At 54.0% G+C, this 26,565-nt stretch carries 17 protein-coding genes, 2 tRNA genes, 5 rRNA genes, 1 other RNA gene and 1 other annotated feature; of the genes, 2 read left to right on the top strand and 23 right to left on the bottom strand.

Going from position 1 to position 26,565, the window contains the following annotated elements:
- Positions 1-6 precede the first annotated feature (6 nt).
- From holB to tadA, 16 genes are all read right to left on the bottom strand, one after another.
- A complete protein-coding gene (gene holB / locus GHH_RS00180; RefSeq protein WP_015373698.1) occupies positions 7-999 on the bottom strand; it encodes a DNA polymerase III subunit delta' in 993 nt (330 codons plus the stop codon).
- 79 nt (positions 1,000-1,078) lie between these two features.
- Complete coding sequence (gene tmk, locus GHH_RS00175) at positions 1,079-1,711, bottom strand: dTMP kinase (protein WP_041467722.1); 633 nt, start codon at positions 1,709-1,711, stop codon at positions 1,079-1,081.
- Positions 1,712-1,737: 26 nt separating this feature from the next.
- Positions 1,738-3,171 (bottom strand): aminotransferase class I/II-fold pyridoxal phosphate-dependent enzyme, encoded by a 1,434-nt coding sequence (locus GHH_RS00170; protein ID WP_015373697.1) that lies wholly within the window; start codon positions 3,169-3,171, stop codon positions 1,738-1,740.
- Between the two features lie 170 nt (positions 3,172-3,341).
- A complete protein-coding gene (locus GHH_RS00165) occupies positions 3,342-3,548 on the bottom strand; it encodes a sigma factor G inhibitor Gin (RefSeq protein ID WP_011229538.1) in 207 nt (68 codons plus the stop codon).
- Between the two features lie 152 nt (positions 3,549-3,700).
- A 5S ribosomal RNA gene (gene rrf, locus GHH_RS00160) occupies positions 3,701-3,817 on the bottom strand.
- A gap of 447 nt (positions 3,818-4,264) precedes the next feature.
- A 23S ribosomal RNA gene (locus GHH_RS00155) occupies positions 4,265-7,194 on the bottom strand.
- A 254-nt stretch (positions 7,195-7,448) separates the two neighbouring features.
- Positions 7,449-7,524 (bottom strand) — tRNA-Ala (locus tag GHH_RS00150).
- 6 nt (positions 7,525-7,530) lie between these two features.
- Positions 7,531-7,604 (bottom strand) — tRNA-Ile (locus GHH_RS00145).
- A gap of 460 nt (positions 7,605-8,064) precedes the next feature.
- Positions 8,065-9,622 (bottom strand): 16S ribosomal RNA (locus GHH_RS00140).
- Together the 16S, 23S and 5S rRNA genes with 2 tRNA genes alongside form the textbook arrangement of a ribosomal RNA operon.
- 652 nt (positions 9,623-10,274) lie before the next feature.
- Entirely contained in the window at positions 10,275-10,538 is a 264-nt protein-coding gene (locus GHH_RS00135; RefSeq protein WP_011229537.1) for a pro-sigmaK processing inhibitor BofA family protein, read from the bottom strand.
- A 78-nt stretch (positions 10,539-10,616) separates the two neighbouring features.
- Positions 10,617-10,841, bottom strand: a complete 225-nt coding sequence (locus GHH_RS00130) for a YaaL family protein (RefSeq protein WP_012820427.1) — start codon at positions 10,839-10,841, stop codon at positions 10,617-10,619.
- A gap of 23 nt (positions 10,842-10,864) precedes the next feature.
- Complete coding sequence (gene recR / locus GHH_RS00125) at positions 10,865-11,461, bottom strand: recombination mediator RecR (RefSeq protein ID WP_011229535.1); 597 nt, start codon at positions 11,459-11,461, stop codon at positions 10,865-10,867.
- 9 nt (positions 11,462-11,470) lie between these two features.
- Entirely contained in the window at positions 11,471-11,797 is a 327-nt protein-coding gene (locus tag GHH_RS00120; protein ID WP_011229534.1) for a YbaB/EbfC family nucleoid-associated protein, read from the bottom strand.
- Between the two features lie 23 nt (positions 11,798-11,820).
- A complete protein-coding gene (gene dnaX / locus GHH_RS00115) occupies positions 11,821-13,500 on the bottom strand; it encodes a DNA polymerase III subunit gamma/tau (protein ID WP_012820425.1) in 1,680 nt (559 codons plus the stop codon).
- Between the two features lie 117 nt (positions 13,501-13,617).
- Positions 13,618-13,882, bottom strand: an RNA gene (gene ffs / locus GHH_RS17775) — signal recognition particle sRNA large type.
- A gap of 38 nt (positions 13,883-13,920) precedes the next feature.
- Complete coding sequence (gene tadA, locus GHH_RS00110) at positions 13,921-14,418, bottom strand: tRNA adenosine(34) deaminase TadA (protein WP_011229532.1); 498 nt, start codon at positions 14,416-14,418, stop codon at positions 13,921-13,923.
- A gap of 85 nt (positions 14,419-14,503) precedes the next feature.
- Between tadA and GHH_RS00105 the strand changes: the two genes are divergently transcribed.
- The gene (locus tag GHH_RS00105) at positions 14,504-15,790 is read left to right on the top strand and encodes a LysM peptidoglycan-binding domain-containing protein (RefSeq protein ID WP_013143955.1); all 1,287 of its coding nucleotides are present in this window, start codon (positions 14,504-14,506) and stop codon (positions 15,788-15,790) included.
- Positions 15,791-16,010: 220 nt separating this feature from the next.
- Here GHH_RS00105 and serS read toward each other — a convergent pair whose 3' ends face one another.
- The 5 genes from serS to guaB all read right to left on the bottom strand — a co-directional run bounded on the left by serS (position 16,011) and on the right by guaB (position 22,128).
- Entirely contained in the window at positions 16,011-17,285 is a 1,275-nt protein-coding gene (serS, locus tag GHH_RS00095; protein ID WP_011229529.1) for a serine--tRNA ligase, read from the bottom strand.
- 54 nt (positions 17,286-17,339) lie between these two features.
- Positions 17,340-17,559: a binding site (T-box leader), on the bottom strand.
- Positions 17,560-17,568: 9 nt separating this feature from the next.
- Positions 17,569-18,159, bottom strand: coding sequence for a pyridoxal 5'-phosphate synthase glutaminase subunit PdxT (gene pdxT, locus GHH_RS00090; RefSeq protein WP_015373696.1), 591 nt, complete (start codon positions 18,157-18,159; stop codon positions 17,569-17,571).
- Between the two features lie 24 nt (positions 18,160-18,183).
- The gene (gene pdxS, locus GHH_RS00085) at positions 18,184-19,068 is read right to left on the bottom strand and encodes a pyridoxal 5'-phosphate synthase lyase subunit PdxS (RefSeq protein WP_011229527.1); all 885 of its coding nucleotides are present in this window, start codon (positions 19,066-19,068) and stop codon (positions 18,184-18,186) included.
- A 130-nt stretch (positions 19,069-19,198) separates the two neighbouring features.
- Positions 19,199-20,557, bottom strand: coding sequence for a serine hydrolase (locus GHH_RS00080; RefSeq protein ID WP_011229526.1), 1,359 nt, complete (start codon positions 20,555-20,557; stop codon positions 19,199-19,201).
- Positions 20,558-20,661: 104 nt separating this feature from the next.
- On the bottom strand, positions 20,662-22,128 hold the full coding sequence (gene guaB, locus GHH_RS00075) for an IMP dehydrogenase (protein ID WP_011229525.1): 1,467 nt from the start codon (positions 22,126-22,128) through the stop codon (positions 20,662-20,664).
- Between the two features lie 125 nt (positions 22,129-22,253).
- Here guaB and GHH_RS00070 point away from each other — a divergent pair, with 125 nt between their 5' ends.
- Positions 22,254-23,231, top strand: coding sequence for a YaaC family protein (locus GHH_RS00070; protein WP_012820422.1), 978 nt, complete (start codon positions 22,254-22,256; stop codon positions 23,229-23,231).
- Positions 23,232-23,275: 44 nt separating this feature from the next.
- On the opposite strand, the gene rrf (GHH_RS00065) is transcribed toward GHH_RS00070, so the two are convergent.
- Together rrf (GHH_RS00065) and GHH_RS00060 are read right to left on the bottom strand one after the other, a co-directional pair.
- A 5S ribosomal RNA gene (gene rrf / locus GHH_RS00065) occupies positions 23,276-23,392 on the bottom strand.
- A 105-nt stretch (positions 23,393-23,497) separates the two neighbouring features.
- A 23S ribosomal RNA gene (locus GHH_RS00060) occupies positions 23,498-26,427 on the bottom strand.
- Positions 26,428-26,565 lie beyond the last annotated feature (138 nt).

The following is a 26,565-nucleotide window of genomic DNA, read 5'->3' as shown; positions in this document are numbered from 1 at the left end:
CCTCCTTTACCGCTTTAATTGAAGAACGAGCTGCTCAACAAGCAACGCCGTGCTCATATTCGTTGTATTTAAACGCGTTTTCGCTTGTAAAATCGCTTCCATGCCAGCCAAAATCCGCCGCTGCGGGCAAGCAAGCGCCCATCGTTGCAGGCGGTCCAGCTGATCGCGGTATAACACGCCGTCCATCTGCCCGGCTTGAATATGCAACAAATCGCGGTATAAATATAAAAGCAAATCAAGTCCAAGGTCAAGCTGATGGCTTTCCAAAAAATGCGGAAACAAGCGGTCGTGGATGAAAAACAAAAGCTGCAGCTCCGGCTTGCCCAGCATCTCATACCATTGTAGCACTAATGTTCGCGCCTCGGCAAACCAACTATCTTTGGCAAGCGCCAGTGCTTCCTCGAAGCTGTTTGTCAAATGGGCAGCCAACAGCGCCAACGGCAACGGCACGTGCTCCTCGACAAGTCCCTGGGCGAGCTCTGCCGGCGGCAACGGCCGGAACGAAAGCACTTGACAGCGGGAAACGATCGTCCCTAGCAGGCGGTGGTATTGCTCAGTCAGCAATACCGCCACCGTCCCCGGATGCGGCTCTTCCAAAAATTTCAGAAGGCTGTTGGCAGCGCTTGTCGTCATTTGATCGGCGTGCTCAACGATGTACATTTTTTTATCCGACTCGACCGCTGTTTTCGAGAACTCTTGCTGCAGCCATTCGATTTGTTCCTTTTTGATTGATCCTCCGTCTGGGCTGATCACCCGGACGTCAGGGTGGTTGCCGGAGTCGATGCGCCGGCAGTTGCGGCACTCCAGACACGGGGAAACTCCGATTGGGGACAGACAAAACAAACGTTTCGCCAACAACAAACTGGCCGCTTTTTTGCCCGTCCCCCGCTGCCCCTCAAACAAGTACGCATGAGAAATCCGCCCTTTTTCCAAGCCGCTTTGCAGCATTTTCGCCACCACCGGCTGGCGTTTCGCTAGCTGTTCCCATCGCATCGCCATCACTCTTCCTTGATTTCTTATTTCTATTCTATCATGTCCACTAGGAATCATCACGGTCGGATTCATGGAAATGGCGCTGTCATCTTCCTTTCAAACGGGAAAGCACCGCGGCCGTTGTTTCAGCGAATACATCATCAAGCGGGCGGTTCGCGTCGATGACGACAATGCGGTCGGCAAACCGTCTGGCGAGTTCCCGATACCCTTCTCGCACCTTCTCATGAAAAGACAACGTTTCAAGGTCAAGCCGATTCACTTCCCGGCCGCGGTTTCGTCGGATTCGTTCAAGCCCAATTTGCGGATCGATATCAAAATAAATCGTCAGCGACGGCATATACCCATCAATAGCGAACTCATTAATTTTCCATACTTCCTCAATGCCAAGCCCGCGGGCAAATCCCTGGTAGGCGAGGGAACTGTCAACAAACCGGTCGCAAAGGACGACGCACCCAGCCTCAAGCGCCGGCACGATTTTCTCAAGCAAATGCTGCCGGCGCGCCGCCGCATACAAAAGCGCCTCCGTCCGCCCGTCCATTTCCGTATAATCACGGTTTAAAATGATTGAGCGAATCGCCTCGGCAATGCGCACCCCGCCCGGTTCCCTCGTCGCCACGACGTCAATCCCCCGCTCACGCAACAACGACTCCAATTTGCTGATCATCGTCGTTTTGCCGGCTCCTTCCGGTCCTTCAAACGAAAAAAAGCATCCGTTCATCACTCGCGGCATCCTTTCCATCCTTCCTATTCGTATACAACCAGCTGACCATCTTTCAGCCGGCTTCCGCCTTGTATGTGCGCCCGCTGACAAAGAAGCTGGCGGATCTGTTCAATATGGCCGCGGCCGATCCGTTCTCCGACCCACACGAGCGGCACCCCAGGCGGATATGGAATGACCGTTTCCGCCGCTATATGTCCTTCAGCTTCCTCGAGCGCCACAGCTTTTGTCCGCAAATGGCGCAGTTCATTATACGGGACTAAAACCGATAGCGGCGGTCCGAGAAAAGGCGAAGCGTTACACACCGGCGCCTCGCCATCTGGCAAATCGCGCCACGCTCGTTTGATTTTCTCCGCTGCTTCCTGAAGCCGCCCGGTTACCGCCAGCGGGCAAACGAAAAGCACGTTCATTCGATCAGCAAGCTCGACAAACACCCCTTCGCGCTCAAGCCAACGTTGCAGTTCATACCCGGTCAAGGAACAGCGCGTCTGCACCATTACTTTCAGCGGGTCGGTCTGTACGCCAAAATGACGGGAACAAACGACTGCCACCCCATCAATATCGGCCAAGGCTGCTTTAAACTTCTCAATTTCTGCCACGATCGCCGCCGCATCGCTTTTTGAAAGCTGGGCGACATAACTCCGCGCCAAATCGAGCGACGCCATAATCGGGTAAGACGGGCTGCTTGACTGAAACAACTGCAAAAAATATTTCAACCGCTCAAGATCAACCCGCTCGCTGTTTACATGCAAAAACGCTCCCATCGTCATCGCCGGCAACGTTTTATGCGCCGACTGCACGACGACATCAGCGCCATAGCGAAGCGCCGATGTCGGAAAAGGGGGGCCGACAACGAAATGGGCGCCATGCGCCTCATCAACCAGCACCGGAATGCCATGTTCATGAACTAGACGGACGATTTCTGTCAAATCGGCGGCCATTCCATAATAATTTGGGTTCGTCAATACAACCGCAGCAACATCATCATAAAGCGCCAACGCCTCTTTGACCGCTTCAGGACGAATGTGCGAAGCGACACACACATCACGATCAAACTCGGGAGCAAGTAGAACAGGAGTGGCTTCCATGAGTTGCAATGCATGCATCACCGATTTATGGCAATTGCGTTGTACAATCACTTTCTTCCTCTTTCCATCACACACGGCGGCGATCATTGCCAAATTCCCTGCCGTCGAACCGTTCACAAGGAAAAACGTCTCCCTAACGCCATACAGCTCCGCCGCCAGCGCCTGCGCCTCGGCAATCACCGACTCAGGATGATGCAAGTCATCCAAGCCGGAAATTTCCGTCGCATCCAACGCCAACAGCGGCGCAAACATATCTCTCCCTCGTTTCGAAAACAAAGCGCCGTATTTATGTCCCGGCACATGAAACGAAACCGGGCGGCGCGCCCAATGGTGCACGAGAGCGTCATATAAAGGAGTTTTCGTTTGATCCATCATCATCCTCTTTCCTTGCTGTCTGTCCCAGAACGGCCATCATCCGGGCAGACTGCCGAAATGCATGGGATATGCAGGAGAAACATCAAACATATAGTATCACAAACGTCCGAAAAAACGCACGAGTCGCGTCAATCGCAAATAAAAACAGGCCCAAATGCAGGCCCTGATTACGAGTGAATTTTCGATGTAAACATTTTGCGCAGCTGCCGCACATAAAACGAGTAGTTCGGGTCGTCCGTATTCGTTTGCACAATCGCCCGGTTGCAGTCCAAACAAAGAAAATGGCCAAAAAGGAAAATCCCTTCCTTTTTTTCCTGTTCACAAACGATGCATACATGTTCGCGTTGATTCCGGTCTGCTATTGATGTCCTCACGCTCTCCACCTCCCATCCTCTATGTTTCCCACATTGCTAACATTCTATACTAGTAGATGAAAGGAAGAGAGACATTGAGCGGGTCCTTATCGTTTTTTCCTCAAAAAACGAAAGCAGCCAATTGCACCAATGCAACTGGCTGCTTGTTCTTTGCCTAGCAGCGACCTACTCTTGCAGGGGCGCTGGCCCCAACTACCATCGGCGCTGGAGGGCTTAACTTCCGTGTTCGGGATGGGAACGGGTGTTTCCCCTCCGCTATCACCACTAGGCCATATGAGGTTGTCAGGAATTCGTTCCCTGAAAACTAGATAACCGTTTTGGGAAGAAGCCGCGGCGAACCGCTCGCCTGCGCTTTTCGCATTGTCCAGCTCCGGCTCGCCGCCGCTCGGGGTCAAATAACCTTCGCCTTCGGGATGTGAACATCCCTGCAGGCGAAGAACATTTGCCCGTCGCGGCGACCCGCTCGCCTGCGCTTTTCACTGTCTAGTTCCGGCCGCCATCGGCTCGCGACGCTTCGGTCCTGCTGCGGCGGCGACAGCCTCCTCGCAGGCCCTCCAGCGCACCTCGCCGATAAGCGGGCGGCCTCCACTTTTCTTGCTGTCCAGTTCCAGCGCCTAGCTCTCTTCTGCCAAATAACCTTCCCCCTCGGGGTGCAAGCACCCCTGCGGGTGAAGAACATTTGGCTTCGAGAGCTAATCGCGGCGCTTCCACTTTTCTAGGTTAAGCCCTCGATCGATTAGTATCCGTCAGCTCCACGTGTCGCCACGCTTCCACCTCGGACCTATCGACCTCGTCATCTTCGAGGGATCTTACCCGCCTGACGCGGTGGGAAATCTCATCTTGAGGGGGGCTTCACGCTTAGATGCTTTCAGCGCTTATCCCGTCCGCACATAGCTACCCAGCGGTGCCCCTGGCGGGACAACTGGTACACCAGCGGTGCGTCCATCCCGGTCCTCTCGTACTAAGGACAGCTCCTCTCAAATTTCCTCCGCCCGCGACGGATAGGGACCGAACTGTCTCACGACGTTCTGAACCCAGCTCGCGTACCGCTTTAATGGGCGAACAGCCCAACCCTTGGGACCGACTACAGCCCCAGGATGCGATGAGCCGACATCGAGGTGCCAAACCTCCCCGTCGATGTGGACTCTTGGGGGAGATCAGCCTGTTATCCCCGGGGTAGCTTTTATCCGTTGAGCGATGGCCCTTCCATGCGGAACCACCGGATCACTAAGCCCGACTTTCGTCCCTGCTCGACCTGTCCGTCTCGCAGTCAAGCTCCCTTGTGCCTTTGCACTCTCCGAATGATTTCCAACCATTCTGAGGGAACCTTTGGGCGCCTCCGTTACCTTTTGGGAGGCGACCGCCCCAGTCAAACTGCCCGCCTGACACTGTCTCCCACCCCGCTAAGGGGTGCGGGTTAGAATTTCAATACCGCCAGGGTGGTATCCCACCGCCGCCTCCACCGAAGCTGGCGCTCCGGCTTCCCAGGCTCCCACCTATCCTGTACAAGCGATACCAAAATTCCATATCAGGCTGCAGTAAAGCTCCACGGGGTCTTTCCGTCCTGTCGCGGGTAACCTGCATCTTCACAGGTAGTATAATTTCACCGGGTCTCTCGTTGAGACAGCGCCCAAGTCGTTACACCTTTCGTGCGGGTCGGAACTTACCCGACAAGGAATTTCGCTACCTTAGGACCGTTATAGTTACGGCCGCCGTTTACTGGGGCTTCGGTTCGCACCTTCGCTTCCGCTAAGCGCTCCCCTTAACCTTCCAGCACCGGGCAGGTGTCAGCCCCTATACGTCGCCTTTCGGCTTCGCAGAGACCTGTGTTTTTGATAAACAGTCGCTTGGGCCTTTTCACTGCGGCTCTTCAGGGCTCTTCACCCCAAAGAGCACCCCTTCTCCCGAAGTTACGGGGTCATTTTGCCGAGTTCCTTAACGAGAGTTCTCCCGCGCGCCTTAGGATTCTCTCCTCGCCTACCTGTGTCGGTTTGCGGTACGGGCACCTCTTCCCTCGCTAGAGGCTTTTCTTGGCAGTGTGAAATCGGGGACTTCCGGATCACTCCGTCGCCGTCACCGCTTGGCCTTATGATCCGCGGATTTGCCTGCGGATCAGCCTCACGGCTTGGACAGGCTCTTCCAGCCGCCTGCTCGCCCTATCCTCCTGCGTCCCCCCATCGCTCAAACGGGAAGAAGGTGGTACAGGAATCTCAACCTGTTGTCCATCACCTACGCCTTTCGGCCTCGGCTTAGGTCCCGACTAACCCTGAGCGGACGAACCTTCCTCAGGAACCCTTAGGCTTTCGGCGCAGAGGATTCTCACCTCTGTTTTCGCTACTCATACCGGCATTCTCACTTCTAAGCGCTCCACCAGTCCTTCCGGTCTGGCTTCTCTGCCCTTAGAACGCTCCCCTACCGATGACCAACGGTCATCCCGCAGCTTCGGCGGCACGTTTAGCCCCGGTACATTTTCGGCGCAGAGTCACTCGACCAGTGAGCTATTACGCACTCTTTAAATGGTGGCTGCTTCTAAGCCAACATCCTGGTTGTCTTTGCAACTCCACATCCTTTTCCACTGAACGTGCACTTCGGGGCCTTAGCTGGCGGTCTGGGCTGTTCCCCTCTCGACCACGGATCTTATCACTCGCAGTCTGACTCCCGGGCATAAGTCATTGGCATTCGGAGTTTGACTGGGTTCGGTAACCCGGTTTGGGCCCCTAGCCCAATCAGTGCTCTACCTCCAAGACTCCTAAACCCGAGGCTAGCCCTAAAGCTATTTCGGGGAGAACCAGCTATCTCCAAGTTCGATTGGCATTTCACCCCTACCCACACCTCATCCCCGCACTTTTCAACGTGCGTGGGTTCGGGCCTCCAGCCGGTGTTACCCGGCCTTCACCCTGGACATGGGTAGATCACCTGGTTTCGGGTCGACGACGACGTACTCACACGCCCTGTTCAGACTCGCTTTCGCTGCGGCTCCGCCTCTTCGGCTTAACCTCGCACGCCATCGTCACTCGCCGGTTCATTCTACAAAAGGCACGCCATCACGCATGAACGCGCTCTGACTACTTGTAGGCACACGGTTTCAGGTTCTCTTTCACTCCCCTCCCGGGGTGCTTTTCACCTTTCCCTCACGGTACTGGTGCACTATCGGTCACTAGGGAGTATTTAGCCTTGGGAGATGGTCCTCCCTGCTTCCGACGGGATTCCTCGTGTCCCGCCGTACTCAGGATCCGCTCGGGAGGGAACGAAGTTTCGACTACAGGGCTCTCACCTTCTCTGGCCGGCCGTTCCAGACCGGTTCGTCTACCCCGTCCCTTTCTCACTCCCATCGTGAGCGGTCCTACAACCCCAAGAGGACTCGCCTCTTGGTTTGGGCTGTTCCCGTTTCGCTCGCCGCTACTCAGGGAATCGCGGTTGCTTTCTTCTCCTCCGGGTACTAAGATGTTTCAGTTCCCCGGGTGTGCCCTCCATGCCCTATGGATTCAGGCATGGATACTGCCCCATTACGGACAGTGGGTTCCCCCATTCGGACATCTCCGGATCAACGCTTGCTTACAGCTCCCCGAAGCGTTTCGGCGTTTGCCCCGTCCTTCATCGGCTCCTAGTGCCAAGGCATCCACCGTGCGCCCTTTCTAGCTTAACCTATTGCGCTCTCGGCTTCTTCCTTTGCTTTATCGGTTATCTAGTTTTCAAGGAACGAAGCTGCTGCCTTGAGTCTGCTTCTTTGCAGCTTTGCGCCGAGGAATCCATCTTCCTTGAACCTGCTGGAAGACGAAGGCGCAAAGTAGCTCCTTTGAATTCGCTTCTTCGCTGGTTTGCGTCGAGAAATTCAGCTTCTCCGAATCCGCTTGTAGACGCAGACGCAAAGCAACTACGTTGAAACCTCTTACCTTGATATGGTGGAGCCTATCGGGATCGAACCGATGACCTCCTGCTTGCAAAGCAGGCGCTCTCCCAGCTGAGCTAAGGCCCCATCCAATGGGCCTAAGTGGACTTGAACCACCGACCTCACGCTTATCAGGCGTGCGCTCTGACCAGCTGAGCTATAGGCCCATATACACATTGCAAGGAACGGTCAGTTCCCTCAAAACGAAACAAGGCTGCTGCCTTGAGTCAGCTTCTTTGCGGCCTTGCGCCGAGGAATCCAGCTCCGCTGAATCACTCGCAGACGCAGGCGCAAAACAACCGAGAGAATAACCAATTCCCTCAAAACCAAACAAAACAGCAAGCGTCATTATAATCAAACTGATAGGTTTTGTCAAGAAATTCTGTCTAGCTCCGGCGCCTGGTTCTCTTCTGCCAAATAACCTTCCCCCTCGGGGGTGCAAGCACCCCTGCGGGTGAAGAACATTTGGCTTCGAGAGCCGATCTCGGCGCCTCCGCTTTTCGTAATGTCTAGCTCCGGCCGCCATCGGCTCGCGACGCTTCGGTCCTGCTGCGGCGGGCTAAGCCCGCTCGCAGGCCCTCCAGCGCACCTCGCCGATAGGCGGGCGGCCTCCGCTTTTCTCCTTAGAAAGGAGGTGATCCAGCCGCACCTTCCGGTACGGCTACCTTGTTACGACTTCACCCCAATCACTTGCCCCACCTTCGGCGGCTGGCTCCCTTGCGGGTTGCCTCACCGACTTCGGGTGTTGCAAGCTCTCGTGGTGTGACGGGCGGTGTGTACAAGGCCCGGGAACGTATTCACCGCGGCATGCTGATCCGCGATTACTAGCGATTCCGGCTTCATGCAGGCGAGTTGCAGCCTGCAATCCGAACTGAGAGCGGCTTTTTGGGATTCGCTCCCCCTCGCGGGTTCGCAGCCCTTTGTACCGCCCATTGTAGCACGTGTGTAGCCCAGGTCATAAGGGGCATGATGATTTGACGTCATCCCCACCTTCCTCCGACTTGTCGCCGGCAGTCCCTCTAGAGTGCCCAACTGAATGCTGGCAACTAGAGGCGAGGGTTGCGCTCGTTGCGGGACTTAACCCAACATCTCACGACACGAGCTGACGACAACCATGCACCACCTGTCACCCTGTCCCCCCGAAGGGGGAACGCCCAATCTCTTGGGTTGTCAGGGGATGTCAAGACCTGGTAAGGTTCTTCGCGTTGCTTCGAATTAAACCACATGCTCCACCGCTTGTGCGGGCCCCCGTCAATTCCTTTGAGTTTCAGCCTTGCGGCCGTACTCCCCAGGCGGAGTGCTTATCGCGTTAGCTGCAGCACTAAAGGGTGTGACCCCTCTAACACTTAGCACTCATCGTTTACGGCGTGGACTACCAGGGTATCTAATCCTGTTTGCTCCCCACGCTTTCGCGCCTCAGCGTCAGTTGCAGGCCAGAGAGCCGCCTTCGCCACTGGTGTTCCTCCACATCTCTACGCATTTCACCGCTACACGTGGAATTCCGCTCTCCTCTCCTGCACTCAAGTCCCCCAGTTTCCAATGACCCTCCACGGTTGAGCCGTGGGCTTTCACATCAGACTTAAGGGACCGCCTGCGCGCGCTTTACGCCCAATAATTCCGGACAACGCTCGCCCCCTACGTATTACCGCGGCTGCTGGCACGTAGTTAGCCGGGGCTTTCTCGTGAGGTACCGTCACCGCGCCGCCCTCTTCGAACGGCGCCCCTTCGTCCCTCACAACAGAGCTTTACGACCCGAAGGCCTTCTTCGCTCACGCGGCGTCGCTCCGTCAGGCTTTCGCCCATTGCGGAAGATTCCCTACTGCTGCCTCCCGTAGGAGTCTGGGCCGTGTCTCAGTCCCAGTGTGGCCGGTCACCCTCTCAGGCCGGCTACGCATCGTCGCCTTGGTGAGCCGTTACCTCACCAACTAGCTAATGCGCCGCGGGCCCATCCGCAAGTGACAGCCAAAGGCCGCCTTTCAACCAAAGACCATGCGGTCTTCGGTGTTATCCGGTATTAGCTCCGGTTTCCCGGAGTTATCCCGGTCTTGCGGGCAGGTTGCCCACGTGTTACTCACCCGTCCGCCGCTGACCAAACCAGAGCAAGCTCCGATTTGGTCCGCTCGACTTGCATGTATTAGGCACGCCGCCAGCGTTCGTCCTGAGCCAGGATCAAACTCTCCAAAAGAAAGTTGATTGGCTTTTGCTTTGGCCAAAGCGGCCTCCGCTTTTCGAATTGTCTAGCTTCGGCCGCTATCGGCTTGCGACGCTTCGTGTCCCGCTGCGGCGGGCTAAGCCCGCTCGCGGGCCTCTCAGCGCGTTTCGCCGATAGGCAAGCGGCCTCAGCTTTTCGCATTGTCCAGCTTCGGCCCGCCGCCGCTCGGGGTCAAATAACCTTCGCCTTCGGGATTGTAAATCCCTGCAGGCGAAGAACATTTGCCCATCGCGGCGACCCGCGAGCCTCAGCTTTTCCGTATTGTCCAGCTTCGGCGCCTCGCTCTCTTCTGCCAAATCACCTTCTACCTCGGGGTGCAAGCACCACTAAGGGTGAAGAACATTTGGCTTCGAGATCGCCAGGATGGCGATATTTCGCCGTTGCCCGCAGGACGCAGGCTGCCTTTAGGCGAAATTACGGCGCCTCCGCTTTTCTTATGACGCTTGCGTTTTGTTTAGTTTTCAAGGAACTTGTTTATCTTGCACACTTTTATTATTATACATATCATTTAATTTGCTGTCAACATATCTTTCATGAACAGCGACATTAATTATTATAATGCATTGTCATATAAAAGTCAATAACTTTTAAACAAAAAAATTAAAGGCATCTTGAATAATGATGCCTACAAAATATATCGGTCAATCACGATTAACGCTGCCGCTCCAGGGAGGCCAAGAAATCCGCAAACGATTGAGGTGACGAGGTTAATCGGAATATGGATGTTAAAATGCCCGCCGATGGCGTTGATGACAAACAGCGCGAGCGCCCCGACGATCAGGCGGATAGCAGCGTAGCCGATCAGGCGAAGCGCTTTGAGACGGGCGCCGACGATAAGCAAAACGGCGATAAGCGCTAGCAACACGGTAATGACGACTTTCGGCTCCAACGTTTGAACCCCCTTTTTGCACGCTTGTACTACCAACGTATGAGAAACAGGGGAAAAAAGAACAAAAAAATAAGGAAGTTAACGCACTTCCTTAAGTGTGATGCGGCGGTGCTTCGCTTCGCGGAGGAGGAAAAAATATTTGGCCTCAGCGAGTTGCAATGCGCTCAGCACCTCCGGAGACGGATCGACGCTTTTTTCGATGAGTTGTTTCTGCTCAAGCCATTCAGTTCTAGCCTTTTGTAGTTCAGCCATTAACTTCTCATCAAATTGTCTCTTTAGTTTCCCCTTTCGCCGCCATAACAAACCGATCCCCACCTTCTTTCTCTCTATAGCTCACGGCGCCCTTCCAACGCCTTTGATAACGTCACTTCGTCCGCATACTCCAAGTCGCCGCCGACCGGCAAGCCATGGGCGATGCGGGTGACTTTGATTCCTGTCGGCTTCAACAGGCGGGAGATGTACATCGCCGTTGCCTCTCCCTCGATGTTCGGGTCGGTCGCTAAAATCACCTCTTGGACCGTCTCATCCTGCAATCGCGTGAGCAGCTCGGCGATTTTAATATCTTCCGGTCCGATGCCTTCCATCGGCGAGATGGCCCCGTGCAACACGTGGTACAGGCCATTGTATTCTTTCATCCTCTCCATGGCGATGACATCTTTCGGATCCTGAACAACGCAAATCGTCGTCCGGTCGCGCCGCTCGTCTTTGCAGATGTAGCAAGGGTCTGTATCTGTAATATGTCCGCAAATCGTGCAATAATGAATATGCCGCTTGACATCAACGAGCGCTTTGGCAAACTCAAGCACGGTGTCTTCTTTCATCGCCAGCACATGAAATGCAAGGCGGGCAGCCGTTTTCGGGCCGATGCCGGGCAGTTTCATAAAACTGTCAATCAACTTCGATAGCGGTTCTGGATAATGCATACGCCCCCCCTAGAACAACCCTGGAATGTTAAGTCCTTTCGTAAACTGCCCCATCATTTCATTAGCCAACTCATCCGCTTTTTTCAACGCATCGTTTGTCGCTGCCAAAATCAAATCTTGCAGCATTTCAATATCGTCTGGGTCGACGACTTCCTCTTTAATTTTTACTTCCAAAATTTGTTTATGACCGTTAGCGACAACGGTCACCATGCCTCCGCCCGCCGTGCCTTCCACCGTTTTTTCCGCCAACTCTTCCTGCGCTTTTTGCATTTCTTTTTGCATTTTTTGCATTTGTTTTAACATTTTTTGCATATTGCCCATTCCGCCACGCATCATCTTGGCATCCTCCTTTAAACGGTTTATTCTTTAATTTCGATCAGCTCTTCGCCAAACAGCCGCTTCGCTTCGGCGATTAACGGATCTTCTTCGCTTTTTTCCACCATGGCGTCCTTATTGCGGATGAACTCTTCTCTTATTTTTCCCCATTCTCCCTCCGGAATGGCTACCATTTCAAAGCGGCGGTTTGTCAGCTCAAACAAAATCGCTTCGACGTTTTCTTTGACCGAACTTGTGGGATCGGTCGCCATTTTGCAGTGGATTTCGTATTTGAATTTTAATACAAACGCTGAGGCGCTCGCTGCAACCGGCTCGCTCTCTTGCAGCAAGGCAGCGTGCGACACTTTATGCTGCCGTTTCAACGTGTCGAGCACATCCGCCCAGCATCCTTTCACCAAAGCTAAATCTTCATGCGTCGCCTGTTTCAACAGCTCGTAAATGCGGCCAACCGGGGCTTTATATCCCCCCGTTTTCATCGGTTTGGACAGTTTTTTCACCGGCGCGGCGGTCGACGGAGGGGCAGGCGGTTGTTCCTTCAGGCGCCGCAATTCCGCCTCCAGCGTTTCAATCCGCTTTATCAACGGTTCCAACTCGGAAGCCGACAGCGACGGGGCGGCGGCTGATGGATGGCAAAGTTTCACAAGCGCCACTTCCAACAGAAGGCGCGGGTGGTTTGTCCACTTCATCTCTTGCTGGCTTTTGTTCAGCAACTCGATGGCCTCGTATAAATTGGAAACCGGAATCATTTCCGACAGTGAAGTGAACGCTTCGTCAACGACAGCAATTTGAATCGCTCCCTCCACATAGGGAGCGGTTTTGTACAGCAATAAATCGCGATAGTACAAAATCAAGTCTTCAACCAAACGATGCGGATCTTTCCCTTGCGCCATCATCGTTTCCAACTGCTGAAGAACCGCCGCTGTATCTTTGCGGTGGATGGCTTCGATGAAGCTCGATAAGGCGGCAAATGATGCAGCCCCGGTCATCGCCAGCACGTCGTCGAGCCGAAGTTTCCCGTCGCTGAACGAAATGGCTTGATCAAGCAAGCTGAGCGCATCGCGCATCCCCCCGTCTGCAGCACGGGCGATGGCGGACAATGCCTCATCGGACGCCTCGACACCTTGGGCGCTTGCGACATACTTTAGCCGTGAAACGATCGCCGGAAGCGGGATGCGGCGAAAATCGAACCGTTGGCAGCGGGAAATGATCGTCGCCGGAATTTTGTGCGGCTCGGTCGTGGCCAAAATGAAAATGACGTGTTTCGGCGGCTCCTCCAACGTTTTCAACAGCGCGTTAAACGCACCGATCGACAGCATATGCACCTCGTCGATGATATACACTTTGTAGCGGGCCGACGTCGGCGCAAATTTCACCTTCTCACGGATATCACGAATTTCATCGACGCGGTTGTTGGAAGCAGCGTCAATTTCCAGCACATCGGGAACCGTTCCATTCGTAATGCCGAGGCAAGCTGGACACTCATTGCATGGCTCCGCCGCTGGCGCCTGTTCACAGTTGACCGCCTTGGCGAAAATTTTCGCTGCGCTCGTTTTTCCTGTACCGCGCGGGCCGGAAAATAAGTAAGCGTGCGATATTTTATGTTGAAGCAGGGCGCTTTGCAACGTCTTGGTCACGTGTTCTTGGCCGACCATGTCCGCAAAGCGCTGCGGCCGAAACACGCGATATAACGCTTGGTATGCCACGGAAAACGGCCCTCCTCTTTCTCTCGTCCTATCTATTATATAACTTCCTATTGCAATTTGAAATAACAAAAAACCCACTCGCCATGAGTGGGTTTTGTTCCCTATCGCTATGTAAGGCCGTGCACCTTCTGTCGATTAGCTGCCCCGAGCGTTGCTCAAGCAGTTAGCTCAGCCCAGGCGTCCCCGCGGCACATGGGAGCATCCGCTTACTGCTGCTTCCTTCCGGACCTGACAGGGTTCACGGAATCCCATTGCGCGGGACCCAGACGTCAACACCACTTGCTTGAGACAGGCCTCGCAACAGACTAACCTCGAGAAGGAATTCAGCCTCGCTAGAGCGGATTGCGAGTACAGGGCACCGCTACCTCCCCGCTTAGCACGGCACTATCAGTATAGCTCGTTAGCGGAAAAAATGCAATGTCAATCGACGGAATTTTCGTTGGCACTCCCGCCAACATTTCTCTTTTGTTCGCGCAATCGTCGAAAAAATTGGCTCAACAGCGAACCGCACTCGTCAGCAAGCACCCCGCTTACCACCTTAACCTGATGGTTAAATCGGCTTTCCTGCAATAAGTTCATCAATGTCCCAGCGCACCCTCCCTTTGGGTCAAACGCGCCAAATACAACCCGTTCGATGCGGGAAAGAACAATGGCGCCTGCGCACATGGCGCACGGCTCAAGCGTTACGTACAACGTCGCCCGCTCAAGCCGCCATGAACCGGTTGCCCGGCATGCTTCATCGATTGCCAAAATTTCTGCATGAGCGATGGCGCGTTGTTCAGTTTCCCGCAAATTATGAGCGCGGGCGATGACGCGGCCGTCTTGAACGATGACAGCGCCGATCGGCACTTCGCCGATCTGCTCCGCTTTTTTTGCTTCTTCCATTGCCAATCGCATGTAGTACTCGTCGGTGTTCATCGTATACCCCTTCACACAAACGGTCATTTCTCTTTTCTTTTCATCATAGAATATGGAGAATAAAGACGCAACTAGGAGGTCAAGTATGCAAATCCACGTAGTGCAGAGTGGACAAACGTTAAGTGGAATTGCTGAGGCATACGGGACCACGGCGGAAGAAATTGTCCGGGCCAACAAGCTTCCAAACCCTGATAAACTCGTTGTCGGCCAGGCGCTCGTGATCCCGATCGTCGGTCGTTTTTACTGGGTGCAGCGCGGCGACACGTTATGGTCGATTGCACGCCGATTTTCGATTCCGATGCAGCGGCTTGCCGAAGTGAATCGCCTCTCCTTAAACGCTCCGCTTAAGGTCGGGCAGCGGCTTTATATACCGCCCGGCGCCAAGCGAAGAGCGGAGTTTAACGCCTATATTGAACCGCGCGGCGCGACTGTCAGCCCAGCGCTGGAGGCGAGCGCTCGCGAAGCCGCTCCGTATTTGACTTATTTGAGTCCTTTTTATTTTGCGATCCGACGCGACGCGACATTGCAAGAGCCGCCGCTTGACGACTTTCCGGATATTGCCCGCGCCAACCGCGTCACGCTCGTTATGGTTGTCGCCAACATTGAAAACGGGCAGTTCAGCGACGAGCTCGGCGCGCTTATGTTAACAAACGAAACGCTGCAAAATCGTCTGCTCGACAACATTGTCGCGACCGCTAGACGGTATGGCTTCCGCGACATCCATTTTGATTTTGAATATTTGCGCCCGGAAGACCGTGAGGCGTATAATGCGTTTTTGCGCAAAGCGAAACGGCGGTTTGCACGAGAAGGGTGGATGATGTCGACCGCCTTGGCGCCGAAAACGAGCGCGACCCAGCGCGGACGTTGGTACGAAGCACACGACTACCGCGCCCATGGACAAATTGTCGACTTTGTCGTGATCATGACGTATGAATGGGGCTACAGCGGCGGGCCGCCGATGCCGGTGTCCCCGATCGGTCCGGTCCGCCGCGTTCTCGAGTACGCCATCTCTGAAATGCCAGCCGGAAAAATTTTGATGGGGCAAAACTTGTATGGCTACGACTGGACGCTGCCATATGTACCCGGCGGCCCGTACGCCCAGGCCATCAGCCCGCAGCAAGCCATCGCCCTCGCCGCAAAGTATAACGTTGCCATCGAATACGATACGGAGGCGCAGGCACCGCATTTTCGCTATCGCGACGAAAACGGACGCGAGCATGAAGTATGGTTCGAGGACGCCCGCTCCATTCAAGCAAAATTTAATCTCGTGAAGGAACTTGGTTTGCGCGGGGTCAGCTATTGGAAACTTGGCATTGATTTTCCACAAAACTGGCTGCTGATCGCTGATCAATTTACTGTTGTAAAAAAATAAAGGCATAAAAAACCCGCCGGTCAACGGCGGGTTTTTTTATGATGGGAAACGGCTTTCGGCGGTCAGCCGTTTCAGATGACAATCTCCTCTTATGCGCGTCAGTCCTCTTCATCATCGTCTTGGCCAAGAACAAGATTTCTTGTTCCTCATTGCCAACGTCATTCACTATAACACGGCAGTCGGGAAAAGTCAACCAACGATTTGCCTCAAGCACCTTTTTTCAGCGAATGACGTCCCGATTCCCCATGTAAGGACGAAGCGCTTCCGGAACGATGACCGAGCCGTCTTCTTGCTGGTAGTTTTCCAAAATGGCGGCGACCGTCCGCCCAATGGCTAGCCCCGAACCGTTTAATGTATGCACGTACTCCGGTTTCGCTTTTGGATCGCGACGGAAGCGGATGTTGGCACGGCGCGCTTGAAACGCCTCAAAGTTGCTGCACGACGAAATTTCCCGGTACGTTCCGTAACTTGGCAGCCAAACTTCAATATCGTACGTTTTCGCCGCCGAGAATCCAAGGTCTCCGGTGCACAAGGCGACAACGCGGTACGGAAGCCCGAGCCGTTGCAAAATCGTCTCTGCCTGGCGCGTCAGCTTTTCCAATTCATCGTACGAGTCCTCCGGCTTTACGAATTTTACCAGCTCGACTTTATTGAACTGATGCTGGCGGATCAGCCCTCTCGTGTCGCGGCCGGCCGACCCGGCTTCCGCGCGGAAGCAGGCGCTGTAGGCCGCATAGTAAATCGGCAAATCATCTGCGGCCAAAATTTCGTCGCGATGCAGGTTCGTCACCGGCACCTCAGCGGTCGGAATGAGGAAATAATCTTCGCTGTCCAAATGGAACGCATCCTCGGCAAATTTCGGCAACTGTCCGGTTCCGATCATACTCGCCCGGTTCACTAAATATGGCGGCAACACTTCTTCGTAACCGAATTCATCGAGATGGATGTCAAGCATAAAGTTGATGAGCGCCCGCTCAAGCCGCGCTCCTAACCCTTTATAAAAGACAAATCGGCTTCCCGCCACTTTGGCGGCTCGCTCAAAGTCGAGCAAACCGAGCCGATCGGCGATTTCCCAATGCGGCTTCGGCTCAAAGGAAAACGAACGCGGCTCTCCCCATCTCCGCACTTCCACATTGTCCTCTTCTGATTGGCCGATCGGCACTGATTCGTGCGGCACGTTTGGAATCGACAACAACAAGTCGTCGAGTTCCGCCTCAAGCTGGCGAATTTGTTCATCCATCCGTTTAATGCGGTCACCGACTTCGCGCATTTGGGCAATCAGCGGCTCGGCGTCCTTTTTCTCGCGCTTTAGGACAGCGATTTGCTGCGACACATCGTTGCGCTTGCTTTTCAGCTCTTCGACTTCCGCAATCAAGCGGCGGCGGTCTTTGTCCAATTGTTCAAAGCGGTCGATGTTCGTCAAATCCCCGCCGCGCTGCATTAGTTTTTCTTTCACTTCTTCAAACTGGGTGCGCAATATTTTCACATCCAGCATGGCTTTTACCTCCTTTTCCATTCAATATTATACATAAAAAAGCCCCCGTCCCAAAAAAGGGACGGGAGCCATCCCGCGGTGCCACCCTTATTGAAGGCTTGCGATGCCTTCCCCTTTTGCCGTTAACGGCGGCGGCCGAAAACGCCTACTGGCCCTTTGGGCGTTCAACGTTTTGCTCGAGGATGGATTCACAGGAGCTCCCTGCCGGTTCGCACCACCCACCGGCTCTCTGAAAGGAAGGGGACCTGCTACTTGTTCCTCTCATCGCTTTCGCTTGATCACTTTACTTGAGGCTTGACGCCATTTTCGCTTCTTTGACCATGTTGAGGAAGTATTGCATCAATCGATGATCGTCGGTCAGCTCTGGATGGAACGAGCAGCCGAGAAACTGGCCTTGCCGGGCCGCGACAATGCGGTCGTTGTATGTCGCCAAGACATCGACCTCGTCGCCGACCTCGACAATGTGCGGAGCACGGATGAAGACGCCGACAAACCCGTCGCCGACACCCTTAATCGACAGCTCCGCCTCAAAGCTTTCCCGCTGCCGACCGAACGAGTTCCGCTCGACTGTAATGTCCATTAATCCTAAATGTGGCTCGTCATAGCCGACAATTCGCTTCGCCAGCAAAATGAGTCCGGCGCACGTGCCGAACATCGGCTTGCCGGCAGCGGCAAATTGCTTGAGCGGCTCCATCAGCCCATAGCGGTCGATGAGCCGCCGCATCGTTGTGCTTTCGCCGCCCGGCAGCACAAGACCGTCCAACCCCTCAAGCTGCTCCGGCTTTTTCACGATGACCGCCTCGGCGCCGCACGCCTCAATGGCGCGAACATGCTCCCGCACAGCTCCTTGCAGTCCAAGTACACCTATTTTCATCGTTGCTTTGCTCCTTTATTTAGCTTACCAGCCGCGTTCTTGCATCCGGTGCTCCGGCAACAATGTCGCGATATCGATGCCGCGCATCGCGCCGCCCAATCCTTTCGACAAGTGTGCGATCAATTCATAGTCTTCGTAATGAGTCGTCGCCTCTACGATCGCGCGCGCGTATTTTTCCGGATTTTCCGATTTGAAAATGCCAGACCCAACAAAGACACCGTCCGCACCCAAGTGCATCATCAAGGCAGCGTCAGCCGGTGTCGCGACACCGCCGGCGGCAAAGTTGACGACCGGCAGGCGGCCAAGCCGCTTGATCTCGCGCAGCACCTCAACCGGAGCCCCGAGCTGTTTCGCCTCAGCGACAAGCTCATCTTCGCTCATGTTGACGACTTTGCGAATTTGCGCGTTCACTTTGCGCATATGGCGCACGGCCTCAACAATGTTGCCTGTCCCCGGCTCTCCTTTGGTTCGCAACATCGATGCCCCTTCTGCAATGCGGCGCGCCGCTTCCCCTAAATCGCGGCAACCGCACACAAATGGAACGGTAAACTGCCGTTTGTCAATATGGAATTCCTCATCAGCCGGCGTTAATACTTCGCTTTCGTCAATGTAGTCGACACCAAGCGCCTCTAAGACACGCGCCTCAACATAGTGACCGATCCGCACTTTCGCCATGACTGGGATCGAAACGGCGTTCATCACTTCTTCGATCACCGTCGGGTCGGCCATGCGCGCGACACCGCCAGCGGCGCGAATGTCCGCCGGGACGCGCTCGAGCGCCATAACCGCGACAGCCCCTGCCGCTTCAGCGATTTTCGCCTGTTCTGCGTTCACGACGTCCATGATGACGCCGCCTTTTTGCATTTCCGCCATGCCGCGTTTGACGCGGTCCGTACCTGTCAATGCCAACGTTGATTCCCCCTATTCCTGATCCTTATGCTTTGCGAGGCATGCAAAAGGACGATTCCACTGTTTTATTTTACCTCAATTTTTACAAAAATCACAATGGAAAAAAGCTCCCCATCAAGGGGAGTCGATTCTACAGCCAGCCTTTCACTGTTTTGGCGACGCTTGTCCATAAATCAACAAACAGTCCGCCGACCGCGCGCATCGAAAGAACAAACCAATTGGCTTTTTCGACTTCAGCTGTTGTGACAAGCGGCACACGAATGTTTTTTTGCATGTCTGGGCTTAAGAAGGCAAGGGAGTCGTCCCCTTTATATTCGAGCGTCATATATCCAACCGTTTCCCCTTTTTTCAAAGGGGCGACTAGCTTTCCTTCTTTTGTCATTTTTTTCTTGTCCAACACATATACAGGTTTGTATTGTTTTTCCTCGCCGTTTTTCACAAGCAGATCCAGATTCTTTCCTGTCGCGACACGAACCTCTTTTTCTTTCCCTTTCACGACCGGAAGTGTTTCTTTTCCTTTCAGCTGGTACCCTTTTGGATAAAGCGTCTCGAGGGAGTATTGGTTGAATCCGTAGTTAAATAGTTTTTCTGTCTCTTTAAAACGCGCCTCTTTTGTTGTTTTCCCACTCGCATCTTTCGCATTCATGACAACCGAAATCAAGCGGACGCCGTTTCGTTTCGCCGTCCCGGTGAAACAGTTGCCGGCAAATTCCGTATAGCCGGTTTTCAACCCGTCTACACCTTCGTATCCGTACACAAGCCCAGGCAGCATCCAATTCCAGTTGTCCATTTTGATTTCATCTTTTGTTCCTTCCCGGAATACTTTATGAGGAATGCTCGCTGTTTTCAGCACTTCGGGATGATCTTTCAGCAACCGGTAGGCAAGCATCGCCATCGCACGTGCGGACATGACGTTTTCCTCATTTGTGCTTGTCCCTTCTGGATGGAATCCTTTTAAATCCTTATTGCTCAACCCTGTGGCATTGACAAACTTATAATCTTTCAGCCCAAGCTCTTTCGCTTTGTCGTTCATCATTTTCACAAAATTTTTCTCCGATCCAGCGATGATCTCAGCAATCGCGACCGTTGCCCCGTTCGCCGAATAAATGGCCATTGCCTCGTACAGCTCACGCACCGTATACTTGCCATCTTTTCGCAACGGGACATTGGACAGCGCCCGGTCTTGCGACAGCCGGTACACGTAATCGCTTGGCGTGTACATTTGATCCCATTTGACGCGCTTCGCCTTAATGGCGTCAAGAAGCAAATACTCGGTCATCATTTTCGTCATGCTGGCAATCCCAAGCACCGTATCGATATTTTTTTCATACAAAATTCTTCCCGTTTGTGCATCCACTAAAATCGCAGCGTCCGCCCGGATGTCAAGCGGGGCGCTTTCCGCCTTCACCGTCTGTTGAAACGGACCAAACGTTAAACAAAGGCAAATCGACAGCAACCAAAACAACCAGTTTTGTTTTCTCCTCCTCACAATGACACCCTCCTCACACAACCGTTATTGTAACATACCGTCGGCCAAAAAAATAGACGGAGGACATGTCTCCGTCACAGTTGAGCCGATCGGCGCAACTCCGATCAAAAAGCAGAGTAGTTCGGCGCTTCTTTCGTAATTTGCACGTCATGCGGATGGCTTTCACGGAGCCCCGCGCTCGTCATGCGGATAAACTGCGTTTTTTCGCGCAGCTCTTCCAAATTGCGGGTTCCACAATAGCCCATGCCGGCGCGCAACCCACCGACAAGCTGATAAATCGTGTCGGCAAGCGGCCCTTTGTATGGAACGCGTCCCTCGATGCCTTCCGGGACAAACTTTTTCGCATCTTCTTGAAAATAGCGGTCTTTGCTGCCGCGCTCCATGGCTGCGACCGATCCCATGCCCCGGTACACCTTAAAGCGGCGGCCTTGGTAAATTTCCGTCTCACCCGGGCTTTCGGAAACACCAGCAAGCAAGCTGCCGAGCATAACCGCATGCGCCCCAGCCGCGATCGCCTTCACAATGTCGCCGGAATATTTGATCCCGCCGTCAGCGATGATCGGGACGCCATGTTTGCGCGCCTCAGTCGCACAGTCGTAGATCGCCGTAATTTGCGGCACACCAACCCCGGCGACAACCCGGGTCGTGCAGATGGACCCCGGACCGATTCCGACTTTAATAATGTTCGCCCCAGCCTCAATCAAGTCGCGCGTCCCTTCAGCTGTCGCGACATTGCCGGCGATGATGTTCAAGTCCGGGTATTGGCGTCGGATGTTGGCCACCGTCTCTAGGACGCCTTTCGAATGGCCGTGCGCCGTGTCAACGACAATGACATCAACCCCTGCCTCAACAAGCTTTTTGACGCGAATCATCGTGTCCGCCGTCACCCCGACGGCCGCCCCGACAATCAGCCTCCCTTTCGCATCTTTCGCCGAATTCGGGAACTCAATGACCTTTTCAATATCCTTGATCGTAATTAATCCCTTCAGCACACCGTTTTCATCAACAAGAGGCAGTTTTTCGACCTTGTGTCGCTGCAAAATTTTCTCTGCTTCCTCCAACGTTGTCCCCACCGGAGCAGTGATCAAGTTTTCCTTCGTCATTACCTCGGAAATTTTAATCGAATAGTCTTGAATGAAACGCAAGTCACGGTTCGTAATAATGCCGACCAATTTTTGCTCCTCGGGGTTGTTGACGATCGGCACCCCCGAGATCCGATATTTACTCATTAAGTGTTCTGCATCATACACTTGATGATCCGGCGTTAGGAAAAACGGGTCCGTAATGACGCCTCGTTCCGACCGTTTCACCTTGTCGACCTGCTCGGCCTGCTGTTCGATCGACATATTTTTGTGAATGATGCCAAGGCCTCCCTGACGCGCCATCGCAATTGCCATCTCCGCTTCGGTAACCGTATCCATCCCAGCGCTGAGAATCGGGATGTTCAACTGCAGCGTATCGCTCAACTTCGTGGTTACATCAACATCGCGCGGCAATACGTCCGACTTCGCTGGGATGAGAAGAACATCATCAAACGTCAATCCTTCCTTGGCGAATTTCGCTTCCCACATGTTTTCTCCCCCTTGTCCGGAAATATTATTAGTAGCTTAACAACTGGTTAAACTACTGTCAAGGAATCAAGAAAATGTCCAACTTTTCAGTTATTTCGAGACAATTCTATGTAAGGGGGGTAAAAATGTTCGGAAATCACGGTCAACTGTTTCGCCTTTCTGTTTTCCGCTCGGCCGATACTGCGCAGCAATTTTTGCGGCAATGCTATCAACAGCTGCAGCGGGATGACGCCGTCCAACGCAGTTATGCAAACTGTTACCCATTTTTATATTATCTGGAACACGGGCAAAACTTTTACGCCGCTGCCCAGCAGGCGCCGCTGTCCATCAAGCCGGTTCTCTTGTTTTACGGCATGGTGCAGCTCTTAAAAGCATGCCTGCTCACTGTCGACCCCGACTACCCGGAATCAACATCGGTCTTGGCCCATGGTGTATCAGCAAGAAAACGAAAAAAACAGGGCTACGAATTTTTAGATGATGAAGTGAAAATACAAAAAAACGGTTTATTCGCACATTTTTCTGAAAAAATGTTTCATGTGAAACAAGAAGCTGGGGAAAAATTTCGCATGGGCACGCTGTTGCAACGAATTGGCGAGTTGCATGAAACGTTTTTTCTTCTAAGCGGGCGAAAAAAACCGTTATCCTTGCCTGTTGTACATACTGCTTCGCCGCCGATGCTCGCCATCCCAAAAGTGATTTTGGACCACTACCATATGTCGTTGTCCCGCTTTGTCCAATATCTCTGTGAAGAAGGACAAGGAAAGCGGCTTTCGTTCGCCAAAGAAGAAGGAGAATTTCTGTATTTTCATATAGAATCGCCGCTGTCGCCGGCCGGAGAAGGTCCGTTTTTATTCCATCTTGACGGTACACTCCGAATTCCAGTCAAGAAAGAGAAAACATTCTCGCTTCCAGAAATACACGCCCATTACTTGTTGCTGTATAACTTGAGCATGATTTCGCGCTATGAGACGGAATGGTGGAGCGAGCTTCTCCATTCTTACCCAAGCAAGGCATACACTTTTATTCTTGAGTTTCTCTCCGTGTCGGCGGAAAAAGTGCCGTTGCTGCTTCATGAATACTTAATGCGGAAATTTTTGGGTTGAATCAAATCAAAAATCCCCTGCTGTATATACAGCAGGGGATTTTCGCCTAGCAGCGACCTACTCTTGCAGGGGCGCTGGCCCCAACTACCATCGGCGCTGGAGGGCTTAACTTCCGTGTTCGGGATGGGAACGGGTGTTTCCCCTCCGCCATAGCCACTAGGCAATGATGATCATCTTGGACAGTAATTATTATATCCATCCTGTTGGATTTGTCAACAGGATGTTCATTCCCTCAAAACTAGATAACCGTTGGAAGAAGCCGCTCATAGGTCAAGCCCTCGATCGATTAGTATCCGTCAGCTCCACGTGTCGCCACGCTTCCACCTCGGACCTATCGACCTCGTCATCTTCGAGGGATCTTACCCGCCTAACGCGGTGGGAAATCTCATCTTGAGGGGGGCTTCACGCTTAGATGCTTTCAGCGCTTATCCCGTCCGCACATAGCTACCCAGCGGTGCCCCTGGCGGGACAACTGGTACACCAGCGGTGCGTCCATCCCGGTCCTCTCGTACTAAGGACAGCTCCTCTCAAATTTCCTCCGCCCACGACGGATAGGGACCGAACTGTCTCACGACGTTCTGAACCCAGCTCGCGTACCGCTTTAATGGGCGAACAGCCCAACCCTTGGGACCGACTACAGCCCCAGGATGCGATGAGCCGACATCGAGGTGCCAAACCTCCCCGTCGATGTGGACTCTTGGGGGAGATCAGCCTGTTATCCCCGGGGTAGCTTTTATCCGTTGAGCGATGGCCCTTCCATGCGGAACCACCGGATCACTAAGCCCGACTTTCGTCCCTGCTCGACCTGTCCGTCTCGCAGTCAAGCTCCCTTGTGCCTTTGCACTCTCCGAATGATTTCCAACCATTCTGAGGGAACCTTTGGGCGCCTCCGTTACCTTTTGGGAGGCGACCGCCCCAGTCAAACTGCCCACCTGACACTGTCTCCCACCCCGCTAAGGGGTGCGGGTTAGAATTTCAATACCGCCAGGGTGGTATCCCACCGCCGCCTCCACCGAAGCTGGCGCTCCGGCTTCCCAGGCTCCCACCTATCCTGTACAAGCGATACCAAAATTCCATATCAGGCTGCAGTAAAGCTCCACGGGGTCTTTCCGTCCTGTCGCGGGTAACCTGCATCTTCACAGGTAGTATAATTTCACCGGGTCTCTCGTTGAGACAGCGCCCAAGTCGTTACACCTTTCGTGCGGGTCGGAACTTACCCGACAAGGAATTTCGCTACCTTAGGACCGTTATAGTTACGGCCGCCGTTTACTGGGGCTTCGGTTCGCACCTTCGCTTCCGCTAAGCGCTCCCCTTAACCTTCCAGCACCGGGCAGGTGTCAGCCCCTATACGTCGCCTTTCGGCTTCGCAGAGACCTGTGTTTTTGATAAACAGTCGCTTGGGCCTTTTCACTGCGGCTCTTCAGGGCTCTTCACCCCAAAGAGCACCCCTTCTCCCGAAGTTACGGGGTCATTTTGCCGAGTTCCTTAACGAGAGTTCTCCCGCGCGCCTTAGGATTCTCTCCTCGCCTACCTGTGTCGGTTTGCGGTACGGGCACCTCTTCCCTCGCTAGAGGCTTTTCTTGGCAGTGTGAAATCGGGGACTTCCGGATCAATCCGTCGCCGTCACCGCTTGGCCTTATGATCCGCGGATTTGCCTGCGGATCAGCCTCACGGCTTGGACAGGCTCTTCCAACCGCCTGCTCGCCCTATCCTCCTGCGTCCCCCCATCGCTCAAACGGGAAGAAGGTGGTACAGGAATCTCAACCTGTTGTCCATCACCTACGCCTTTCGGCCTCGGCTTAGGTCCCGACTAACCCTGAGCGGACGAACCTTCCTCAGGAACCCTTAGGCTTTCGGCGCAGAGGATTCTCACCTCTGTTTTCGCTACTCATACCGGCATTCTCACTTCTAAGCGCTCCACCAGTCCTTCCGGTCTGGCTTCTCTGCCCTTAGAACGCTCCCCTACCGATGACCAACGGTCATCCCGCAGCTTCGGCGGCACGTTTAGCCCCGGTACATTTTCGGCGCAGAGTCACTCGACCAGTGAGCTATTACGCACTCTTTAAATGGTGGCTGCTTCTAAGCCAACATCCTGGTTGTCTTTGCAACTCCACATCCTTTTCCACTGAACGTGCACTTCGGGGCCTTAGCTGGCGGTCTGGGCTGTTCCCCTCTCGACCACGGATCTTATCACTCGCAGTCTGACTCCCGGGCATAAGTCATTGGCATTCGGAGTTTGACTGGGTTCGGTAACCCGGTTTGGGCCCCTAGCCCAATCAGTGCTCTACCTCCAAGACTCCTAAACCCGAGGCTAGCCCTAAAGCTATTTCGGGGAGAACCAGCTATCTCCAAGTTCGATTGGCATTTCACCCCTACCCACACCTCATCCCCGCACTTTTCAACGTGCGTGGGTTCGGGCCTCCAGCCGGTGTTACCCGGCCTTCACCCTGGACATGGGTAGATCACCTGGTTTCGGGTCGACGACGACGTACTCACACGCCCTGTTCAGACTCGCTTTCGCTGCGGCTCCGCCTCTCCGGCTTAACCTCGCACGCCATCGTCACTCGCCGGTTCATTCTACAAAAGGCACGCCATCACCCATCAACGGGCTCTGACTACTTGTAGGCACACGGTTTCAGGTTCTCTTTCACTCCCCTCCCGGGGTGCTTTTCACCTTTCCCTCACGGTACTGGTGCACTATCGGTCACTAGGGAGTATTTAGCCTTGGGAGATGGTCCTCCCTGCTTCCGACGGGATTCCTCGTGTCCCGCCGTACTCAGGATCCGCTCGGGAGGGAACGAAGTTTCGACTACAGGGCTCTCACCTTCTCTGGCCGGCCGTTCCAGACCGGTTCGTCTACCCCGTTCCTTTCTCACTCCCATCGTGAGCGGTCCTACAACCCCAAGAGGACATGCCTCTTGGTTTGGGCTGTTCCCGTTTCGCTCGCCGCTACTCAGGGAATCGCGGTTGCTTTCTTCTCCTCCGGGTACTAAGATGTTTCAGTTCCCCGGGTGTGCCCTCCATGCCCTATGGATTCAGGCATGGATACTGCCCCATTACGGACAGTGGGTTCCCCCATTCGGACATCTCCGGATCAACGCTTGCTTACAGCTCCCCGAAGCGTTTCGGCGTTTGCCCCGTCCTTCATCGGCTCCTAGTGCCAAGGCATCCACCGTGCGCCCTTTCTAGCTTAACCTATTGCGCTCTCGGCTTCTTCCTTTGCTTTATCGGTTATCTAGTTTTCAAGGAACGAAGCTGCTGCCTTGAGTCTGCTTCTTTGCAGCTTTGCGCCGAGGAATCCATCTTCCTTGAACCTGCTGGAAGACGAAGGCGC

The sequence above is a fragment of the Geobacillus sp. GHH01 genome, assembly GCF_000336445.1.
Taxonomy (GTDB): Bacteria; Bacillota; Bacilli; order Bacillales; family Anoxybacillaceae; genus Geobacillus; species Geobacillus zalihae.
This window is presented reverse-complemented; position numbering and strand designations above follow the sequence as displayed.

Coding starts and splice junctions, on each gene's coding strand:
- holB (WP_015373698.1), bottom strand. CDS start 999: ATGGCGATGCGATGGGAACAGCTAGCGAAACGCCAGCCGGTGGTGGCG.
- tmk (WP_041467722.1), bottom strand. CDS start 1,711: ATGAACGGATGCTTTTTTTCGTTTGAAGGACCGGAAGGAGCCGGCAAA.
- GHH_RS00170 (WP_015373697.1), bottom strand. CDS start 3,171: ATGGATCAAACGAAAACTCCTTTATATGACGCTCTCGTGCACCATTGG.
- recR (WP_011229535.1), bottom strand. CDS start 11,461: ATGCATTATCCAGAACCGCTATCGAAGTTGATTGACAGTTTTATGAAA.
- GHH_RS00120 (WP_011229534.1), bottom strand. CDS start 11,797: ATGATGCGTGGCGGAATGGGCAATATGCAAAAAATGTTAAAACAAATG.
- tadA (WP_011229532.1), bottom strand. CDS start 14,418: ATGAACACCGACGAGTACTACATGCGATTGGCAATGGAAGAAGCAAAA.
- GHH_RS00105 (WP_013143955.1), top strand. CDS start 14,504: ATGCAAATCCACGTAGTGCAGAGTGGACAAACGTTAAGTGGAATTGCT.
- serS (WP_011229529.1), bottom strand. CDS start 17,285: ATGCTGGATGTGAAAATATTGCGCACCCAGTTTGAAGAAGTGAAAGAA.
- pdxT (WP_015373696.1), bottom strand. CDS start 18,159: ATGAAAATAGGTGTACTTGGACTGCAAGGAGCTGTGCGGGAGCATGTT.
- guaB (WP_011229525.1), bottom strand. CDS start 22,128: ATGTGGGAAGCGAAATTCGCCAAGGAAGGATTGACGTTTGATGATGTT.
- GHH_RS00070 (WP_012820422.1), top strand. CDS start 22,254: ATGTTCGGAAATCACGGTCAACTGTTTCGCCTTTCTGTTTTCCGCTCG.